At 73.1% G+C, this 19,648-nt stretch carries 17 protein-coding genes; 8 read left to right on the forward strand and 9 right to left on the reverse strand.

Translation table 11 applies throughout. The features are described 5' to 3' along the window. Positions 1-70 precede the first annotated feature (70 nt). Complete coding sequence (locus HS99_RS29520) at positions 71-547, reverse strand: GNAT family N-acetyltransferase (protein ID WP_030283659.1); 477 nt, start codon at positions 545-547, stop codon at positions 71-73. A 479-nt stretch (positions 548-1,026) separates the two neighbouring features. Here HS99_RS29520 and HS99_RS29525 point away from each other — a divergent pair, with 479 nt between their 5' ends. The 6 genes from HS99_RS29525 (at position 1,027) to HS99_RS29550 (ending at position 7,569) form a co-directional block, all read left to right on the forward strand. Further along, a complete protein-coding gene (locus HS99_RS29525; protein WP_030283661.1) occupies positions 1,027-1,938 on the forward strand; it encodes an ABC transporter ATP-binding protein in 912 nt (303 codons plus the stop codon). Positions 1,939-2,040: 102 nt separating this feature from the next. After that, positions 2,041-2,871, forward strand: coding sequence for an ABC transporter permease (locus tag HS99_RS29530; protein ID WP_030283663.1), 831 nt, complete (start codon positions 2,041-2,043; stop codon positions 2,869-2,871). A gap of 99 nt (positions 2,872-2,970) precedes the next feature. Continuing rightward, positions 2,971-3,822 (forward strand): dimethylargininase, encoded by an 852-nt coding sequence (gene ddaH / locus HS99_RS29535; RefSeq protein WP_030550813.1) that lies wholly within the window; start codon positions 2,971-2,973, stop codon positions 3,820-3,822. A 38-nt stretch (positions 3,823-3,860) separates the two neighbouring features. After that, on the forward strand, positions 3,861-4,085 hold the full coding sequence (locus tag HS99_RS29540; protein ID WP_030550811.1) for an MbtH family protein: 225 nt from the start codon (positions 3,861-3,863) through the stop codon (positions 4,083-4,085). A gap of 68 nt (positions 4,086-4,153) precedes the next feature. Next, positions 4,154-5,950 (forward strand): acyl-CoA dehydrogenase, encoded by a 1,797-nt coding sequence (locus HS99_RS29545; RefSeq protein ID WP_030550809.1) that lies wholly within the window; start codon positions 4,154-4,156, stop codon positions 5,948-5,950. Between the two features lie 197 nt (positions 5,951-6,147). Then, on the forward strand, positions 6,148-7,569 hold the full coding sequence (locus tag HS99_RS29550; RefSeq protein ID WP_030550807.1) for a phytoene desaturase family protein: 1,422 nt from the start codon (positions 6,148-6,150) through the stop codon (positions 7,567-7,569). A 36-nt stretch (positions 7,570-7,605) separates the two neighbouring features. Here the strand turns inward: HS99_RS29550 and HS99_RS29555 are convergent, their stop codons facing one another. The 8 genes from HS99_RS29555 to HS99_RS29590 all read right to left on the reverse strand — a co-directional run bounded on the left by HS99_RS29555 (position 7,606) and on the right by HS99_RS29590 (position 17,265). Then, complete coding sequence (locus HS99_RS29555; protein WP_030550805.1) at positions 7,606-9,669, reverse strand: glycoside hydrolase; 2,064 nt, start codon at positions 9,667-9,669, stop codon at positions 7,606-7,608. Positions 9,670-9,773: 104 nt separating this feature from the next. Continuing rightward, entirely contained in the window at positions 9,774-11,150 is a 1,377-nt protein-coding gene (locus HS99_RS29560; protein ID WP_030283677.1) for a sensor histidine kinase, read from the reverse strand. Beyond that, on the reverse strand, positions 11,147-11,833 hold the full coding sequence (locus HS99_RS29565) for a response regulator transcription factor (RefSeq protein ID WP_030283679.1): 687 nt from the start codon (positions 11,831-11,833) through the stop codon (positions 11,147-11,149). Before HS99_RS29565 ends, HS99_RS29560 begins: the two co-directional genes overlap by 4 nt. A 235-nt stretch (positions 11,834-12,068) precedes the next feature. Further along, the gene (gene pntB / locus HS99_RS29570; protein ID WP_030550802.1) at positions 12,069-13,532 is read right to left on the reverse strand and encodes a Re/Si-specific NAD(P)(+) transhydrogenase subunit beta; all 1,464 of its coding nucleotides are present in this window, start codon (positions 13,530-13,532) and stop codon (positions 12,069-12,071) included. Positions 13,533-13,537: 5 nt separating this feature from the next. Continuing rightward, positions 13,538-15,109: a Re/Si-specific NAD(P)(+) transhydrogenase subunit alpha gene (locus tag HS99_RS29575; protein ID WP_030283684.1), complete on the reverse strand. Its 1,572-nt coding sequence runs from the start codon at positions 15,107-15,109 to the stop codon at positions 13,538-13,540. A 285-nt stretch (positions 15,110-15,394) separates the two neighbouring features. Then, positions 15,395-15,766: a hypothetical protein gene (locus HS99_RS29580; RefSeq protein ID WP_046386008.1), complete on the reverse strand. Its 372-nt coding sequence runs from the start codon at positions 15,764-15,766 to the stop codon at positions 15,395-15,397. Then, entirely contained in the window at positions 15,763-16,770 is a 1,008-nt protein-coding gene (locus HS99_RS29585) for an SDR family oxidoreductase (RefSeq protein ID WP_030550798.1), read from the reverse strand. The genes HS99_RS29580 and HS99_RS29585 overlap by 4 nt, the downstream gene beginning before the upstream one ends. Before the next feature lie 267 nt (positions 16,771-17,037). Continuing rightward, positions 17,038-17,265 carry a hypothetical protein gene (locus HS99_RS29590; RefSeq protein WP_030283690.1) on the reverse strand — a complete coding sequence of 76 codons (228 nt, stop codon included), beginning with the start codon at positions 17,263-17,265 and terminating at the stop codon, positions 17,038-17,040. 268 nt (positions 17,266-17,533) lie between these two features. Here HS99_RS29590 and HS99_RS29595 point away from each other — a divergent pair, with 268 nt between their 5' ends. Together HS99_RS29595 and HS99_RS29600 are read left to right on the forward strand one after the other, a co-directional pair. After that, entirely contained in the window at positions 17,534-17,737 is a 204-nt protein-coding gene (locus HS99_RS29595) for a cold-shock protein (RefSeq protein ID WP_045694210.1), read from the forward strand. 370 nt (positions 17,738-18,107) lie between these two features. After that, positions 18,108-19,648 (forward strand): DEAD/DEAH box helicase (locus HS99_RS29600; RefSeq protein ID WP_046385590.1); only part of this gene is annotated, 1,541 nt, incomplete at its 3' end.

Here is a 19,648-nt window from a genome sequence, read left to right on the forward strand (position 1 = left end):
CCGGTGGCTCTTGGCCGTTGGGGCCCGCCGACGTCCATCGGCGGGGGTACTGCCGCATGCTGCGAGGGGGTCAGGCGGTCCAGCGATAGGTCAGGTCGGGCTCGTTCTCCTCGTTGCGGCTGCCGTCGTTGCTGTCCACCGGGACGAAGCCGTGCCGCTCGTAGAAGGCGCGGGCCCCGGTGTTCCGCTGGAAGACGTGCAGTGAGAGCTCCTCGGGGCTCGCCTCCTTGACGGCCCCCAGCAGCAGCGTCCCGATGCCGCGGCGGCGGACGTCGGGACGCAGGTAGAGGTGGTCGAGCAGAGCGCCGTCGAGTGCGGCGAAGCCCAGGAGGGCCCCGGTGCCGGCGTCCTCGGCCAGCCAGACCCGGGTGTCCGCGAGCACCACGTTGGTGACCCACCACAGCGTGGCCTCGTCACTGTGCAGGCGGGGGAGGTAGGGCATGGCCGCCGCGCGGGAGGCGAGGAAGACCTCGGTGACGGCCGCGGCGTCCTCCGCCCGCGCGGCCCGCAGGTGGACGTTACCGGTGAACGGTGCGTCGGATTGCATCCACATCTCCTTGAACGGGGCCTCGCGGGCGGTGCTGCCGCGGGTTGGCCATCAAGGGTGGAAACGAGAGATCGACACCCATCGCACACTGACGGCAACGTCGTTGGAGCGGCGGGTGGTTGAGCCGAAATTCCCCCCGGATGGGCCGGCTTCGAAGCGGTCCCAGCGGCATTGATCTCCGGTCAACATAACACCTGGTCATGGACATGGGAACCCCCTCCGGGCGGGTTCCTGACAGGGCTATTCTGCGGTTAGATGAGCGCGGTCCGTGCGGGCGATCGGAAATGAACCTGCAACACTCCGTGGGCCGTTGTGACATCACGTCGGCCGGGTGTGACCCGAATCCGGTCATGGGCCGGCCCCGATTTTCCCGTCCCGAGGACACCGGTCGACCCGGCGCGGTCGGACTCCGCGACTTCCCCGGGATTACCGGGAGTTCCAAGACCCTTCCCAGAGCCTTCCCGAAAGGAGCGGCCCGCGTGGACACCCCTGCCGTCCGAATCAGCGGTGCGGTCAAGACCTTCGGCACCACCACGGCGGTGGGCGGCCTGGACCTGGAGGTGCCCGCCGGCATGTTCCTGGGCCTGCTCGGACCCAACGGCGCCGGCAAGTCCACCACCATGCGGATGCTCACCGGACAGACCCGGGCGGACTCGGGCACGGTCGAGGTCTTCGGGCACCGGATGCCGGACGACTCCCGCCGCGCCCGCTCCCTGGTCGGCGTCGTTCCGCAGCACGACAACATCGACCCCGAACTGACGGTCCGACAGAACCTGGACGTCTTCGTCCGCTTCACGGCCCTGCCGCGCGCCGGGTATCGTGACGCCGTCGACCGCGCCCTGGCCGCGGTCCGCCTCACCGACCGCGCCGACACCCGGGCCGACGCGCTCTCCGGCGGCATGCGCCGCCGGGTCCTGCTCGCCCGGGGCATCGTCAACAACCCGCGGCTGCTGCTCATGGACGAGCCCACCGTCGGTCTCGACCCGCAGATCCGCCAGGACCTGTGGGACGTCATCGACGGGATGCGCGAGAGCGGCACCACCGTGGTGATGTCGACCCACTACATCGAGGAGGCCGAACGGCTCGCCGACGAGGTGGCGGTGGTGTTCGGCGGCCGACTGATCGCCCGGGGCACCCCCGCGGAACTGCTGCACGCGCACGCGGGCGCCCAGGCCGCCGAGTACCGGGGCGACGCGGCCCGGCGCGAACTGGTCGAGGCCGAAGCCGCCCGGGCCGGGCTGCCCAGCCGCCGCACCGGGCCGGCCGTCTCCGTGCTGCGGGCCGAGACCGTCCCCGCGCGGATGCACGAGCGCCTCGGCTCTCCGGACGTGCTGCGTCCGACCTCCCTCGAGGACGTCTTCGTCGCCCTGACCGGAGAACTGTTCGGCTGAGATCCGGCTGAAACCGCCCGCGCCGTCGCGCCCCGCGAGCCGGCCGCCCCCGACGGGGGCGGCCGGCCGGCGGCCGCCCGCCGGACAACGAGAGGACATCCGATGACCACGGCGACGCCCACGCCCCGCACCCGGGAGCAGGCCGGCCCCGCCGCCGGACCCGGCCGCCCGTCGGCCCTGTGGCCGACCATGCGCGCGGTCTGGCTGCGCGAGCTGCTGCTCTTCCGCCGCTACTGGCCCGCCATCACCTTCGGCTCGCTGATCGAGCCGCTCGTCTACATGACCGGCTTCGGCCTGGGCTTCAGCCGGCTGATCGACTCCGTCCAGGGCCACCCCTACCCGCAGTTCGTCGGCGTCGGCATGGTGGTCACCTCGGTGCTCTTCGCCTCGGCCTTCGCCGGGATGTTCGAGAGCTTCAACCGCCGCAAGTACCAGAAGATCTACGACGCCGTCCTGTGCCAGCCCGTCGACGTCTGGGAACTGGTCACCGCCGAGGGCTCCTGGATCGCCGTCAAGTCCTCCGTGTACGGCACCGCGCCCCTGCTGGTCACCCTCGCCATCGGCCTCCCGCCGACGCCGGAACTGCTGCTGGTGCCGCTGGTGGCGCTGGTCTCCGGCTTCGCCTTCGCCCTGCTCGGAATGTGGGTGTCCTGCCTGGTGCCGGCCATCGACTGGCTGCGGCTCGTGGTCTCCGGCGTCCTGACCCCGCTGGTGATGGCCGCGGGCGTGTTCTTCCCGCTGGACGGCCTGCCCGGCTGGGTCCACGCCGTCGCCGCCGTCAACCCGATCTACCACTGCACCCAGACGGTCCGGCACGCCGCCTTCGGGACGCTGGGCGCGGCGGACGCGCTGCACGGAGCCGTGCTGGCCGGATTCGCCGCCCTCGCCTGGTACCTGGCCGTCCGCGGGATGCGTCGGCGACTCATCGACTGAACCGGGGAAGGAGCGCGCGGGAGCGCGCCACACACCCCCCGACCGACCCGGGGCCCGGTCTTCCGCCGGGCACCGCGCAGACCAAGGAGAACCACGTCCATGACGGACACCACCCGACCGGGCGCGAGCGAGCGGCCGCCGGTCCGCACCGCGAGCCCGCGCCGTTTCCTGATGTGCCGGCCCAGTCACTTCGGCGTCAGCTACTCCATCAATCCCTGGATGCACCCGGAGAAGCCGGTCGACGGCGAGCGCGCGCTCGCCCAGTGGACCCGGCTGCGCGACCTCTACCGCGAACTCGGCCACACCGTCGAGGAGATCGACCCGCTGCCCGGCCTGCCCGACATGGTCTTCGCGGCCAACGGCGCCACCGTGATCGACGGGAAGGTGCTGGGCGCGCGCTTCCGCCACGCCGAGCGCACCGCCGAGGGCCCGGCCTACCTCTCCTGGTTCCGCGACCAGGGCTACTCCGAGCTCCTGTGGCCCGAGCACATCAACGAGGGCGAGGGCGACTACCTGCTGGTCGGCCGCCGTCTGCTGGCCGGCACCGGTTTCCGCACAGACCCGAGGTCGCACGCGGAGGCCCAGGAGTTCTTCGGCGTCCCGGTGACCGGCCTGACCCTGGTGAACCCGGAGTTCTACCACCTGGACACCGCCCTCGCCGTCCTGTCCGACGACGAGGTCATGTACTACCCGGCGGCCTTCACCCCCGGAAGCCGCGCGGTGCTGCGCGAACTCTTCCCGGACGCCATCCTGGCCACCGACGAGGACGCCGCGGTCTTCGGCCTCAACGCGCTCTCCGACGGCCGGCACGTGCTGCTGCCGGAATCGGCCACCCACCTGATCGGCGAGCTGCGCCGGCACGGCTTCGAGCCGATCGGCGTGGACCTCACCGAGCTGCTCAAGGCGGGCGGCAGCGTCAAGTGCTGCACCCTGGAGCTGCGCGGCCACTGACCGCCCCGGCCCCACCCAACCGAGAGAGGACCGACCCGATGACGAACCCCTTCGACGACCCGGACGCCGACTACCTGGTCCTGGTCAACGACGAGGGCCAGCACTCCCTGTGGCCCGCCTTCGCCCCGGCCCCCGCCGGCTGGCAGCCCACCTTCGGCCCGGCCGGACGGCAGGACTGCGTCGACCACATCGAGACCACCTGGACCGACATCCGCCCCAACAGCCTGGCGGAGGCCGCCACCCGGCGGCCCGCCCTCGGCTGACCACAGCCGGCGAATCCGGCCGCCGGGTCATGGTTCGCCGCCGCGACTCGAAGGGGAACATCCGTTTCATGACCTCCCTGCTGCTCTCCCGCCGCGACCTCGACTTCCTGCTGTACGAATGGCTGGACGTCCCGTCCCTCACCGCGCGGCCGCGGTACGCCGACCACTCGCGGGAGACCTTCGACGCCGCCCTCGACCTCAGCGAGCAGGTGGCCACCCGGCACTTCGCGCCGCACAACAAGCGGAACGACGCCGAGGAGCCGCGCTTCGACGGCGAACGGGTCCACCTGATCCCGGAGGTCGGCGAGGCGCTGTCGGTCTTCGCCGGGACCGGCCTGCTCGGCAGCGCCATGGACTACGAGGCCGGCGGCGCCCAGCTGCCCTCCGTCGTGGCCAGCGCCTGCTTCGCCTGGTTCCAGGCCGCCAACCCGGGCACCGCGGCGTACCCCTTCCTGACCGCGGGCAACGCCAACCTGCTGCTGGCGCACGGCAGTCCCGAACAGATCGACACCTACGTCCGGCCGATGGTGGAGGGCCGGTTCTTCGGCACCATGTGCCTGTCGGAGCCGCAGGCCGGCTCCTCGCTCGCCGACCTCCGTACCCGGGCCGAGCCCCAGGACGACGGCACGTACCGGCTGTTCGGCAACAAGATGTGGATCTCCGGCGGCGAGCACGAGCTGTCCGAGAACATCGTCCACCTGGTGCTGGCCCGGATCCCCGGCGGCCCGCCCGGGGTGAAGGGCCTGTCGCTGTTCATCGTGCCCAAGGTCCTGGTCGGCGCCGACGGCTCGCTCGGCGAGCGCAACGACGTCGTCCTGGCCGGGCTCAACCACAAGATGGGCTTCCGGGGCACCACCAACACCCTGCTCAACTTCGGCGAGGGCGTGCACCGGCCGGGCGGCGAGCCAGGCGCCGTCGGACACCTGGTCGGCGAACCGCACCGCGGCCTGGCGTACATGTTCCACATGATGAACGAGGCCCGGATCGGCGTCGGCCTCGGCGCCACCGCGCTGGGCTGCACCGGCTACCTGCACGCCCTCGACTACGCCCGCGCCCGCCCCCAGGGCCGCCCGATCGGCGCCAAGGACCCGGACTCCCCGCAGGTGCCGATCATCGCCCACACCGACGTACGCCGCATGCTACTCGCCCAGAAGTCCTACACCGAGGGGGCGTTGGCCCTGGTCCTGTACTGCGGCCGGCTCCTCGACGAGGAACGCACCGGCGCCTCGCCCGAGGACCGCGCCCGCGCCGAGCTGCTGCTGGACGTCCTCACCCCGATCGCCAAGAGCTGGCCCTCCCAGTGGTGCCTGGAGGCCAACAGCCTCGCCATCCAGGTGCACGGCGGCTACGGCTACACCCGCGAGTACAACGTCGAGCAGTTCTACCGCGACAACCGGCTCAACCCCATCCACGAAGGCACCCACGGCATCCACGGCCTGGACCTGCTCGGCCGCAAGGTCGTCATGGACGGCGGCGCCGGGCTGCGCCTGCTCGTCGAGACCATCTCGGCGACCACCGCCCGTGCCAAGGCCGCTGGCCGCGAGGCCGCCGACTACGCGGCACAGCTCGACGAGGCCGTGCAGCGCACCGTCTCGGTCACCGAGCGGCTGTGGGGAACCGGCGACCCGGAAACGGCGCTGGCCAACGCCACCGTCTACCTCGAAGCGGTCGGCCACACCGTCGTCGCCTGGCTCTGGCTGGAACAGTTCCTCGCCGCCGAAGCCGGCAGCGAGCCCTTCCACGACGGCAAGCGGCACGCCTGCCGGTTCTTCTTCCGCCACGAACTCCCCAGGACCGGGCCCCAGTTCGACCTCCTGGAGAGCCTGGACCGGACCGCCGTGGAGATCCCCGACGACGCCTTCTGACTCGGCTACGAGCTACGCCCGGTCCAGGGCGAAGGCGACCTGCCTCTCGCTGGGCCGCCCCTGACCGGGCAACCGCTGCCGTGACGCGGCGGATCGGTGCACGGTTCCGGGGCCTCCGCTCCCTAAGCTGGCCCGGTGTACCGGGTGGCCCCCCTCTCCGCCGCCCGGCGACCCCGGCGAGAGGTGGGACCGGCAGCATGACGACGGCCGTGGTGGTCGGCAGCGGGCCGAACGGGCTCGCCGCCGCGATCCGCCTCGCCCAGGAGGGCGTGCGGGTACGGGTGCTGGAGGCGCGGGAGACCATCGGCGGCGGCACCCGGTCCGGCGAGCGGACGCTGCCGGGGCTGATCCACGACGACTGCTCCGCCTTCCACCCCACCGGCGTCGCCTCGCCGTTCCTGCGCTCCCTGGGCCTGGAGGAGTACGGGCTGCGCTGGCTCCGGGCCGGGGCGGAGCTGGCCCACCCCCTGGACTCGGGTGCCGCCGGGGTGCTGTGGCGCGACGTGGACCGGACGGCCGCGCAGCTGCCGCCGGCGGACGGCCGGACGTGGCGGCGGGTGTTCGGACGGCTGGCGAGCAACTTCGACCGGCTCGCGGACGACGTCCTCGGCCCCCTCCTGCACGTGCCCGCCGCGCCGCTCGCCCTGGCCGAGTTCGGCGCCCAGGCCGTGCTGCCCGCCCCGTGGACCGCACGGCAGTGGAGCGGCGAGCAGGCCCGGGCGCTGTTCGGCGGGGCGGCGGCCCACGCGTTCGGCTCGCTCGGCGGGCCGTTCGGCAGCGCCATCGGCCTGATGCTGGTCGCCGTCGGCCACGCCCACGGGTGGCCGGTGGCGCAGGGCGGCTCGCAGGCGGTCACCACCGCGATGGCGCGGCTGCTGCAGCGGCTCGGCGGCACCGTCGAGACCGGGGTGGAGGTCCTCCACCTCGACCAGCTCGACCGGCCCGATCTCGTCCTGCTGGACACCGGCCCGCACGCCGCTGTCCGGATCCTGGGCGACCGCCTGCCGCCCCGGACCGCCCGGGCCTACCGCCGGTACCGGTACGGCCCCGCGGCCTTCAAGGTGGACCTGGCGGTCGAGGGCGGCATCCCGTGGACCAACGAGCACTGCCGGGCGGCGGGCACCGTCCACCTCGGCGGCACCTTCGAGGAGGTCGTCGCCGCCGAGGAGGCGACCTCCCGCGGCCGGATGCCCCGCCGCCCCTTCGTGCTAGTCGGCCAGCAGTACCTGGCCGACCCGTCCCGCTCGGCCGGGGACCTCCACCCCGTCTACGCCTACGCCCACGTCCCGCACGGCTACCGGGGCGACGCGACCGAGCCGGTCCTGGACCAGATCGAGCGCTTCGCCCCCGGCTTCCGGCCGCGGATCCGCGCCCGGTACGTCCGCACGGCGGCCCGGCTGCACTCGGACAACCCCAACCACGTCGGCGGCGACATCACGGGCGGCGCCAACACCGCCCGCCAACTCCTCCTGCGCCCCCGCCCCACCCGCGACCCCTACGCCACCGGAATCCCCGGCGTCTACCTCTGCTCCGCCGCCACCCCACCGGGCGCCGGAGTGCACGGCATGGCCGGCTTCCACGCGGCGCAGTCGGCCCTGAGGCACCTGGCGCGGCGATGAACCCGCCGGCGCGGGGGTCGCTCCACGTGCACCCGGCTACCCGAGGGGCGCCTGCGGCAGGGTGCTGGGGCAGAGGCGGCGCGGCTGCTTGTCGCCCTTGAGCTTGGCGTCCACGCAGCCGCCGGGGAGTGCGGCGGGGCCGTAGGTGCTGGTGCCGAAGTTGGCGGTGACCTGGAGCACGCCGTTGCCGAAGCCGGTCTGCTGCACCTGGTGGTCCGCGGTCAGGTAGCGGAAGTCGGTCATCGGCTGGGTCCCGGCGGCCTGATGCAGGGGCGCGAAGTACTGCTGGAGTGCGGCGAGTTGCTTGCCGTCGGTGTCGAGCGTCGGGCCGTTGAGCGTCAGGTTCAGCGGGGTGTTCTGCAGGATCGCCTGCAACGCCCGGGTGGTCTCCAGCGCGGGGAGCTTGGTGTAGGACAGCTCCCACCGGTCGAGGTTGACCTGGGCGTCGTGCAACGCGGTCTCCAGCAGGGGGATCCGGTACGTCGGGTCGAACACGGCCTTGGTCAGGTCGTCCGGCAGGGTGACCGGCTTGAAGAAGACGCCCGGTGCGGCGGCCGGCGCGTAGCCGCCCCAGACCTCCCTGTTCTTCTCCAGTGGCCACAGTCCGTCCGCCGGCGGGGTCAGCGAGCCGTGGCTGAAGTCGATGACCGGGCCGGCCCAGCTGTGCGCGGACTCGGAGCCGAGCACCAGCTTGTCCGGGCCGGACAGTTGGCGCATCCGGGCGATCCGGTTGGCCTTGTCCTGCTGCTGGTTCATCGGGTGTTCGGGGCTGTAGTCGTCGTACAGCTCGCCGGCCGCGTCCACGTCCAGGAAGTAGCTGTTCGCCCCGTTGGCGGTCATCTGCGTGGTGCGCTGGGCGAGGAGCTCGCCGTGCTGTGCGAATGCCTGGGAACTGAGGTAACAGCCGCGATCGTGGAAGCCCGCGAGCACGGAGCCGTCCTGCTGGTGGATGCAGTAGCCCGGGTAGACCGGCGCCGGCCAGGCGGAGGTGGGGGCGTCGGCGGTGGCCGGGTCCTGCCCGTTGGCGAACGAGTCGTACGGGCCGACCAGGTAGCCCGCCCGCTTCGCGGCGGCCACCGCCTGGGCGTCCATCGGGTGGTCGTCGGCGTCGTAGCCGAGCCAGAGCCGGGACAGGCCGAGCGCCTGCATCTGCTGGACGCCCTGCGCGGTGCGGGCGCTGCCCCAGGTGTAGGCGTGGAAGGCGCCGAGCAGCTTGCCGACCTCGGGGTTGGCGGCCATCTTGGCGCTCAGCGTGACCAGTTGGCCTTCGTCGCTGAGCCAGCGGCGGTAGTCCTGAGCCGGGGCGACGGGGGAGGGCGCGGTGAGCGCGAAGGTGACCGTGTAGTCCCGGGTGCCCGCCCGCTGGGAGAACGTGTGCACGGCGGTGCCGCGCAGACGGCCGTCCTGGGAGCTGAGGCCCAGTGAGGTGCCGACCGGCTGCGGCACCAGGTAGCTGACGCCTGCTCCGGCCAGCGTGTAGCCCCACAGCGGCATGCTCAGGTCGGTTTCGAGGCCGTAGCCGGCGCCGGCCACTCCGGTCCGGGTCGAGTTCCAGAACGGGTCGGCAACCGGAATGCCCAGCCCCTCGCCGCGCGGCAGTTGCAGCTGGGTGGCGGACGGGTCGGTGCCGGTGACCGGCCAGGACAGCGAGGCGCCGTCCTGCTCGCTGTGCACGGTGACCTGCAGCCGACCGCGCACCGCGGCGGCCGTGACGCTCAGGCCCTGCGCCGGCAGCGTCCAACTCGCGGCGCCGCCCTTGACGGTGATCGAGCCGGGTGCGCCCAGCGGCTGCGCCGCAGGTGCGGAGAGGGTCAGGGTCCGGTGGTCGCGGCCCCGCGCGGTGATGGCCAGCGAGTCGGTCCGCAGCTGTGCGACGCCGCCGTTCACCGGGATGTCCAGGACGTTGCCGTGCAGCCGGATCGAGAGGTCGGCAGGCGCCGGGGCGGCCGGGCGGGTGGTCGCGCCTTGGGCGGCCGAGCAGGTCGCGCTGACGAGGGTGGCGGTGCTCACCAGCGCGATCGCCGCCACCGTCGCGCGGCGGTGGCGGGCACGTCGCGGGCGTTGCGGGGAAGGCTGCGGAGTCGGGTTCGTGGTCGTCATGCTGTGGAAGGGTGTCGGCAGGTCATAAGAAGACTTCTTATGAATCGTCAGCGGCGCTGCGCCCCACGCCACAGTCAGCGCGCCGACCACCCCGGCGGCCGGGTTCAGCCGGGCAGCGCCAGCCGGAACAGCGCGCCGCCGCCCGGGGCGTTCTCGGCGGTGAGGGTGGCGCCGTGGGCGCGGGCGATCTGCCGGGCCATCGCGAGTCCCAGACCGGAGCCGGGCAGCGCGCGGGCCGCCGAGGCGCGGTAGAAGCGGTCGAAGACGTACGGCAGGTCCTCCGGCGTGATGCCGGGGCCGTGGTCGCGCACGGTCAGTTCCAGGCCGGCCGTGAGGCGCACCTCGACCGTGCCGCCCGCAGGGCTGAACTTGGCCGCGTTGTCCAGCAGGTTGGACAGCAGCCGGGCGAGCCGGGCCGGCACGCCCGGGACGGTGCGCTCCCCGGCCGTGTCCACCAGGGTGAAGCCGATCGCGGGCCAGTGCTCGCGGGCGGCGTCCACGCTGTGCGCGACCAGTGGGCCGACCCGGACCTCTTCGAGCAGCGGCTGCGGCTCCTCGTCGCGGGCCAGCTCGATCAGGTCGTTGACCATGCCGGTCACCTCGCGCAGCTGGCGGCCCAGCGCGGCGGCCGCCCGCTCGCGCTGGCCGTCGGTCAACCGGTCCGCGCGGGCCAGGAGTTCGGCGTTGGTACGGAGCGCCGTGAGCGGGGTGCGCAGTTCGTGCGAGGCGTCCGCGACCAGTCGGCGCTGGGCGGCCACGGACTGTTCCAGCTCGCCGAGCATGGTGTTGAAGCTGCCCGCGAGTCTGGTCAGTTCGTCCTCCCGGCGGCCGGGCGGCAGCTCGATGCGCAGGCCGGCGTCGCGGGTGTCGGCGATCCGTTCGGCGGTCCTGGTCAGCCGGGTGACCGGGGCGAGTCCGGTGCGGGCGACCGTGTGGCCGAGCGCGGCGGCCAGCAGCACCCCGGCCGCGGCGACGGCCGCCATCAGCTCGCCGGCCTGCCGTACGCCCTCCTGTACGGTGTCGGCGCGCAGCGCCACCTGGACGGCCTGCCGGATGCCGGCGGGGGTGGTGGTCATCGGGGTGGTGAGCATCCGGGCCGGGTGGCCGCCGATGGTGAGGTCGGTGAACCGGCCGCCGCGCTCGCGGGCCGCGACCTGGCGGGTGGCGGCCGTGACCGGCAACAGGTACGGCTGGGCCGGGTCCTTGGCAGGGTCGGCGGGCACGATCTGGGCGCACGCGGGAGCGGCCAGGTAGCCGCACTCGCCGTAGACCACCTGGGGTCCCTGGCCGCGGTGCTGCTGCTGGACCAGGGTTGCCTGCTGGACGAGGTGCAGGTCGAGCTGGTGCTCGAGCTCGTAGCGGACGACGGTGAAGGCCGCCGCGCTGACGCCGACGGCGACCAGCGCGACCGCGGCCGTGCAGGCCAGCGCCAGCCGGGTGCGCAGCGGACGGCGCCGGCGCCAGCGGGCGTGCGCCGTCACCGCTCCGCCAGCCGGTAGCCCACCCCGTGCACGGTGTGCACCAGCCGTGGCCCGCCGCCGGCCTCCAGCTTTCGGCGCAGGTAACCGATATACACCGCCAGCGAGTTGGAGTCGGGGCCGAAGTCCGATCCCCATACCCGTTCCATGATCACTTCGCGCGGCAGGACCTGGCCGGGGTGGCGCAGCAGGACCTCCAGCAGGGCGAACTCGGTGCGCGAGAAGTCCAGTGGGCGGCCACCGCGGCTGCCGGTGCGGGTGATCGGGTCGGCCACGAGGTCGGCGTACCGGTACTCGGCCTCCTCGACGGCCGGTGCGCTGCGGCGCAGCAGGGCGCGCAGCCGGGCGGTCAGCTCGTCCAGTGCGAAGGGCTTCACCAGGTAGTCGTCGGCGCCCGCGTCCAGGCCGTCGACCCGCTCGCTCACCGAGTCGCGGGCGGTCAGCACCAGGATCGGGATCCGGTCGCCCAGGGCCCGCAGCCGGCGGCAGACCGCCAGGCCGTCGAGCGCGGGCATCATCAGGTCGAGCACCATGGCGTCGGGCTGCCAGCGGGCCACCTCGCCGAGCGCCGCCAGCCCGTCGGCGGCGCCGCGCACCTGGTAGCCCTCGACCGCCAGCCCGTCCTCGACGGCGGCGCGCACCTCCGGGTCGTCGTCCACGACCAGTACCTTCTGCCCGTTGCTCATGCGGGCAACCCTCTCAAACCGACTCTGAGAACTCTCTTACATCGGCTCGCCGGGCTGCCGGGCAGGCGGACGGAACACGGGGACCGGCCCCTCTCCGTGGCGCCCGAGCCGCCGCCCCCACCGCCCCGGTGCCCGCTGCTCCGGCGCCGTCGGGCACCAGGGCAGCGGGCACCGGGGCCGGGGCGACGGGGTCACCCCGGGCCCGGCGGGTGCTCACCGCGCGGGCACGCCGGTGCTACCGCGCCGCCGCCGCCCGCCCGGCGGCCGGGAGGGCATCCTCCGGGTCCCGCCCCGGCAGGGCCCGCAGGATCGCCTCGACGCTCTGCCCGGCGTCGCCGAAGAGCATGCCGGTGTTGTCCCGGAAGAACAGCGGGTTCTGCACCCCCGCGTAGCCGGAGGCCATCGAGCGCTTGAAGACGATCACCTGCTCGGCCTCCCACACCCGCAGGACCGGCATCCCGGCGATCGGGCTGGCCGGGTCGTCGGTGGCGGCCGGATTGACGGTGTCGTTGGCGCCGATGACGAGGACGACCGAGGTCGCGGCGAAGTCGTCGTTGATCTCGTCCATCTCCAGGACGATGTCGTAGGGCACCTTCGCCTCGGCGAGCAGCACGTTCATGTGCCCGGGCAGGCGCCCGGCGACGGGGTGCACCCCGAAGCGGACCTCGACCCCGCGCTCGCGCAGCCGCTGCGTCAACTCGGCCACGGGGTGCTGGGCCTGGGCCACGGCCATGCCGTAGCCGGGGGTGATCACCACTGACCGGGCCCGGTCGAGCAGCCCGGCGACCTCCTCGGCGTGGACCTCGCGGTGCTCGCCCTGTTCCCCGCCCCCACCGGACGGGCCCTCGATGCCGAAACCACCGGCGATCACGGACAGGAAGGAGCGGTTCATGGCCTTGCACATGATGTACGAGAGGTAGGCGCCGGAGGAGCCGACCAGCGCCCCGGTGACGATGAGCAGGTTGTTGTCGAGCAGGAACCCCGAGGCGGCCGCGGCCCAGCCCGAGTAGCTGTTCAGCATGGAGACGACCACGGGCATGTCGCCGCCGCCGATCGAGGCGACCAGGTGCCAGCCCAGGGCGAGCGCCAGCAGGGTGACCGCGACCATCGGGACCGGGCCCGGGCCGGCCGTGAACCAGACCGTCAGCCCCAGGAAGGCGGCCAGCGCGCCGAGGTTGAGGGCGTTCTTCCCGGGCAGCGTCAGCGGACGCGAGGCGATCCGGGCGGACAGCTTCAGGAAGGCCACGACGGAGCCGGTGAAGGTGACCGCGCCGATGAAGACGCCGATGAAGACCTCGGCGTGGTGGATGCCGAGCAGGTCACCGGCGATCCGGGTCTGGCCGGACCCGTGGGACTCGACCTCCAGATAGCTGTTCCAGCCGACCAGGACGGCGGCGAGACCGACGAAGCTGTGCAGGACGGCGATCAGCTCGGGCATCTGGGTCATCTCAACCCGCCGCGCCCGCCACAGCCCGGCCGCACCGCCGATCGCCATCGCGACCACGATCAGCGCGACCGCGCCGGCGGTGACGCTCTGCGCCGCCACCACGACGGTGGCGACCAGCGCGAGGGCCATGCCGGCGATGCCGTAGACGACACCGGCCCGCGAGGTCCGGTGCTGGGAGAGCCCGGCGAGGCTGAGGATGAACAGCAGCGCGGCGACCAGGTCCGCGGCGTGCGAGGCCGTCGTGGAAGTCATCGGGCTCAACGCCTTTCGGGGGAGGTCGAGAACATCGACAGCATGCGGCGGGTGACGGCGAAGCCGCCGAAGATGTTCACGCTGGTCAGCAGCACGGCGACGAAGGACAGCAGGGTGACGACGCGGCTCTCGTGACCGATCTGCAGCAGGGCCCCGATCACCACGATTCCGGAGATCGCGTTGGTCACCGACATCAGCGGGGTGTGCAGGGCGTGGTGCACCTTGCCGATGACGTAGTAGCCGATGACCACGGCGAGGGCGAACACCGTGAGGTTCTGGGCGAGTTGGGCCGGTGCGACGGCGGTCAGCAGGAAGGCCGCGAGCATCCCCGCGCCGATCAGGCCGAAGCGCGCCGCGGGGCCGAGGCGGGGCCGTCCCGGTTCCACGGCAGTGGATGCCGGCGCGGCGGGTTGCGCGGCCGGAGCGGCCGACACCGCCACGGGCGGCGGCGGCCAGGTGATCTCGCCGTCGCGGACGACCGTCACGGCCCGCTGGACCACGTCGTCGAAGTCGAGGGCCAACCGGCCGTCCCGGCCGGGCGTCAGCAGCTTCAACAGGTTGACCAGGTTGGTGCCGAACAACTGCGAGGCCTGGGCGGGTAGTCGGGCCGCCAGGTCGGTGTACCCGATGATGGTGACGCCGTTGTCGGTGACCACAGTCCGGCCCGCCACGGTGCCCTCGACGTTCCCGCCCTGCGCGGCGGCCATGTCCACGATGACGCTGCCGGGCCGCATCGCCGCCACGTCCTCGGCCGTGACCAGCCGCGGGGCCGGGCGGCCGGGGATCAGCGCGGTCGTGACGATGATGTCCACGTCCTTCGCCTGCTCGTGGTACAGCGCCGCGGCGGCGCGGTCGTACTCGGCGGACGTCGCCTTGGCGTACCCGTCGGTGCTCGCCTCCTGGGCGACTTCCACGGCCAGGTACTCGCCGCCCAACGACCTTACCTGGTCGGCCACTTCGGGCCGGGGGTCGGTCGCTCGGACGATCGCACCCAGGCTGGACGCGGCGCCGATGGCGGCCAGGCCGGCCACGCCCGCGCCCGCCACGAGGACCTTCGCCGGCGGGACCTTGCCCGCGGCGGTGACCTGGCCGGTGAAGAAGCGCCCGAACACGTGGGCCGCCTCGATCACCGCCCGGTACCCGGCGATGTTGGCCATCGAGCTGAGCACGTCCATCGACTGCGCCCGGGAGATCCGCGGGACGGCGTCCAGCGCCAGCGCGGTGACGCCGTGGGCGGAGAGCGCCTTGAGCAGCTCGGGATGCTGTGCGGGCGCGATCAGGCCGACCAGGGTGGCGCCCTCGCGCAGCCGGGCGATCTCGCCGTCCGTCGGGGCGTTGATCTTCAGGACCACCTCCGCCGCCCAGGCGTCGCCGATGCGCGCCCCGGCCTCGGTGTAGGCGGCGTCGGTGAAGCCCGAGGCGGCACCGGCCTCCGGCTCGACGACGACGTCGTAGCCGAGACCGAGCAACTGCCGCACCGTCGCCGGTGTCGCCGCGACGCGGGCGTCCCCGCTGGACGACTCGGCGACCACGCCGATGGACTGGGGTGGGGGCTGGGTCGGGACAAGTGCAGACATGTCTGGTGTCTCCCTCGTCGAAGAGCGCTGCTGACCGGGGGGATGGGCGGCCGGGGGAGGATCCCCGGCCGTCGGTCGAAGGAACGTACTCCTACCCGGTTTGCGAACCGATGGCGCGAACCAGTGACGAGCCTCACTCACTCGCACGGAGGATGGCCGGATGTGACCGGGCGCCCGCCGCCTCCCGGGGGGGCGTCCCCTCCGGATCCCGAGGGCCCGGCGACGGCCCTCGGTGGGGCTGCTCAGGTGACCGGCCGGGCTCCGGGGCTCGGCGGGCGACAGCAGTCACGCGTCGGTGCCTCTGGCGGCCGTTGCGGCCGCTCGTCCGAACCGTTCGGTGTCGGCGAGGCAGAAAGCGGTGGCACTGGCTGCGTCGGTGAGGCAGATCCGGCGCCGGTCGGGGACGACGGTGGCGAGCACCGGCATGGACAGTGCATGGGCGAGGCCGGTCGCGGCTCCGGCCGGGGCGCCCCGTGGGCCCAGGCGCGGGGTGAGGGCTGCCCGGGCCAGGTGGCGCACGCCGAGGACGCCGGCGGTCGCGCAGGTCACGGTGTCGGGAGGCCGGCCGGCCAGGACGGTGCAGACGTAGGACGGACGGACGAGCAGCAGCGATCCCCAGGCGGCTCGAACGCCCAGGAGTACTCGGTGCTCGATCACCGGCGGTTCCTGGCGAACGCCACTGAGACGCCCGCCGCCAGCAGCCCGCCGGCCACGGCGCAGACGGTCCCGGTGTGCTGGGAGGCCCAGAGCTGGAAGCTGCGGGAGTGGGACCGCTCGTCGAACTCGCCGTGCGCCCCGTGGTCGGTGCCGTCGGCGCCGTCCACGGGGTGCCACAGGTTGTTCGGCCGTCCCGGGGTGACACTGTCGCCGGTCTGCTGGGAGTCGTAGCCGGTGCGGGCGAGGTAGCGGTCCAGGAGCGGGGCGGCCGCCTTCTGCGCGAGGATGGTGGCGGCCGTGCTCGCGCCCACCCAGTACTGCTTGCGCCGAGGGTGGTCCGCCGCGTACGCCACGGCCCGGGCGCACACCTCGGGCTGGTAGATGGGCGGCACGGGCTGCGGGTGGCGCGGCAGCCGGGACAGCACCCAGGAGAACTGCGGGGTGTTGGCCGCCGGCATCTGGACGACGGTGACGCGGACCTCGCTCCCCTCGTGCAGCAGCTCGCAGCGCACCGATTCGGTGAACCCGTTGACGGCGTGCTTCGCGCCGCAGTACGCGGACTGCAGCGGAATGGCGCGGGCGCCCAGCGCGGAGCCGACCTGGACGATTGTGCCCCGGTTGCGCGGCTTCATCCGCTCCAGGGCGGCCATCGTGCCGTAAACGAAGCCCAGGTACGTCACCTCGGTGACCCGCCGGAACTCCTCCGGCCGGATCTCGTCGAAGGGCGCGAACACGGAGGTGAAGGCGACGTTGATCCACACGTTGATCGCGCCGAACCGCTCCTCCGCCCGGTCCGCGGCGTCGGACACCGCCTGGTGGTCGGCGACGTCCGTCGGCAGGGCCAGGGCGGTGCCGCCGGCCCGTTCGACCTCCGCGGCGGCCGCCTCCAGCCCCGCGCTGCCCCGGGCGAGCAACACCACGTTCGCGCCCCGGCGGCCGAACAGCCGTGCCGTGGCACGGCCGATGCCGGCACTCGCGCCGGTGATCACCACCGTCTGGGTCATGTCACTCCGATCGTCCACGTAGCGGTGCGGCCGCGCTCCGGCCGGGGCCGCGAGCGGGCCGCGTGCCGACCACAGCGCTGCGGCGCCGGCTCAGGGGCCGGCGGCAGTTGTCGACGACATGCGTGTGTCCGCACGGGCGGGGCCGAAACGGGCGACCATCCGATCGGGCGGTTGGCGGCACGCGGCGGACCGGGCGTTCCGGCTCCGCCCCGGGCCGCCCGCGAGCTGTGCGGCACGATCGGCCGGGTGGCCGGGGGAGTCCCGGAATCAGAGTTTGAACATCGCGGTGTACGGGTGGGTGATGCGTTCCTGCCGTGATCCGAAGTCGACGAGGACCGCGACGTCGCCGTCGCCCTCGACGCCGATGACCCGGCCGAGGCCGTACCCGTCATGGGTGACCCGGTCACCGACGGTGAAGTGCTTGGGCAGTGCCTCCGGCCGGGGCTTGAAGGGGCTGGTGGGCAGGGGGCGGCGACTTGCTGCAAATTTCGTCATCCCGGCCAGTATGCGCCTGGAAGCCCGGCCGCGGGGCTCCCCGGCGCGTACGAGTTCGGGACCGGGGGTGAAAGCTCCCGACGCGGCGGGCCGCGGCCTGCTACAGTCGACCTAGTTGCAGTAGTGGTTCCCATGAACTTTGTGTGCGCCTGCTGATGTTTTGCAGGCGCATTTTTTGTTCCCCGGCTCTTCCCCGGTGGGCGCTCCATGCGGTGACTCGAGGCCCGCGCCGTGCGTGCTTCGGACAGTCCCTTGAAGGAGATTTTTAATGGCTAATGGCACTGTGAAGTGGTTCAACTCGGAGAAGGGCTTCGGCTTCATCGAGCAGGAGGGTGGCGGCCCCGACGTCTTCGCCCACTACTCGAACATCAACGCCAACGGCTTCCGTGAGCTGCTCGAGGGCCAGAAGGTCGAGTTCGACGTCACGCAGGGCCAGAAGGGCCCGCAGGCCGAGAACATTCGCCCGCTGTAGTTCTTCTGCCACGGCACCCGCCTAGCAGCGAGGGGCCCGTACCGCGCGCAAGTGCCCGGTGCGGGCCCCTCGGTCATCGCGCCACGGCGCGTCCCTCCGGTCGTTCAGGCCGCTGACTCCGCCGCCGGCGGCCATCCCCACGCGAGACGCACAGCGCCGCGTCCGGATCGGCGCCCTGCCGTGACAGCTCACGGTTGTAGGTTCTCCGCTCCCGTCGCCGCGGTGAGCGCCGACCACGGGTGACGTGCCGAACGGTTCCACCGTCCATGCTCCGCCCGTCACACTCCGGCCCGTTCCCTTGCGGTCTCCGTCGGCGCCCCGCGCCGCGGAGTATTCCTCGTGGCGTGCCGTCCCGAGGAAGGTCCTCCGCATGGCCAGCTCCAGTCGCTCCTCCTACCACTCCCACCGCGACACCGACTTCCGTTCCGCGGCCGGTTCCCGCTCCGGTGGCGGCTCTTTCCACGGTGACCGGCCTGCCGGAGGGCGACGCCCCTCCGGCCGGACCCGGGGCTCCTCCGCACAGGGCGAGTTCGCGATGCCGGTGAGCACCACCCCGGCGCTGCCGGCCGTCGAGTCCTTCGACGAACTGGACATGCCGAAGGCGCTGCTGTCGGTGCTGACCGGCCAGGGCGTCACCGAGCCGTTCCCGATCCAGGCCGCGACGCTGCCGAACTCGCTGGCCGGCCGCGATCTCCTCGGACGGGGCCGGACCGGCTCCGGCAAGACCATCGCGTTCGGCCTCGCCGTGCTGGCGCGCACCGCCGGGCAGAGGGCCGAGCCGGGGTATCCGCTGGCCGTCGTGCTGGTTCCCACCCGCGAGCTCGCGCAGCAGGTCACCGAGGCCCTTACCCCCTACGCCCGGGCCGTGCGCCTGCGGATGGTGACCGTGGTGGGCGGGACGTCGATGAGTCGCCAGGCATGGATGCTGAACCGCGGGGCGGAGATCGTGGTGGCCACGCCGGGCCGGCTCAGGGACCTGGTCCAGCGTGGTGACTGCCGGCTGGACCGGGTCGGCATCACGGTGCTCGACGAGGCCGACCAGATGACCGACATGGGCTTCCTGCCGCAGGTCACCGAGCTCCTCGACCAGGTTGCCGAAGGCGGCCAGACCATGCTGTTCTCCGCCACCCTGGACCGCAACGTCGACCGCCTGGTGCGGCGCTTCCTCAAGGACCCGGTCGCGCACTCGGTGGACCCGTCCGCGGGAGCGGTCAGCACCATGGAGCACCACGTGCTGCACGTGCAGAACTTCGACAAGGACGCCACGATCGCCCACATCGCGTCCCGCGACGGCAGGGTGATCATGTTCATCGACACCAAGCACGGCGCCGACCGTCTGGTGGACGACCTGCTCGCGAACGGGGTGAAGGCCGCGGCCCTGCACGGCGGCAAGTCCCAGCCTCAGCGCACCCGCACCCTGGAGCAGTTCCGCACCGGCCAGGTGACCGCGTTGATCGCGACCAACGTCGCCGCCCGCGGCATCCACGTTGACGGGCTCGACCTCGTCGTCAACGTGGACCCGCCGGGCGACCACACGGACTACCTCCACCGGGGCGGCCGCACCGCCCGGGCCGGCGAGTCCGGCACCGTCGTCACGCTGGTGCTGCCCAACCAGCGCCGCGGGATGGCCCGCGTGATGGCAACGGCCGGCATCACACCCGTCACCACCAGGGTCAGCGCCGGTGACGAGGAGCTGGCCCGCATCACTGGCGCCCGCGTGCCCACCGGCATCCCCACGGTGATTCCCGACCCCGTCGTCGAGCGGCCGCGCCGCAGCCCGTCCGCGAGCCGCGGCGGCCGCAGCCGCCCCGCCGACGCGGCCGGTGACGCCCGGGCCGCCTACGGCCGCGACGGCCAGGGTTCCTCCGGCCGCCGCCGGACGCCCGGACGCGCCGCCGCCCGCGTCGCGTA

It is taken from the genome of Kitasatospora aureofaciens (assembly GCF_001188955.3).
Lineage (GTDB): Bacteria > Actinomycetota > Actinomycetes > Streptomycetales > Streptomycetaceae > Kitasatospora > Kitasatospora aureofaciens.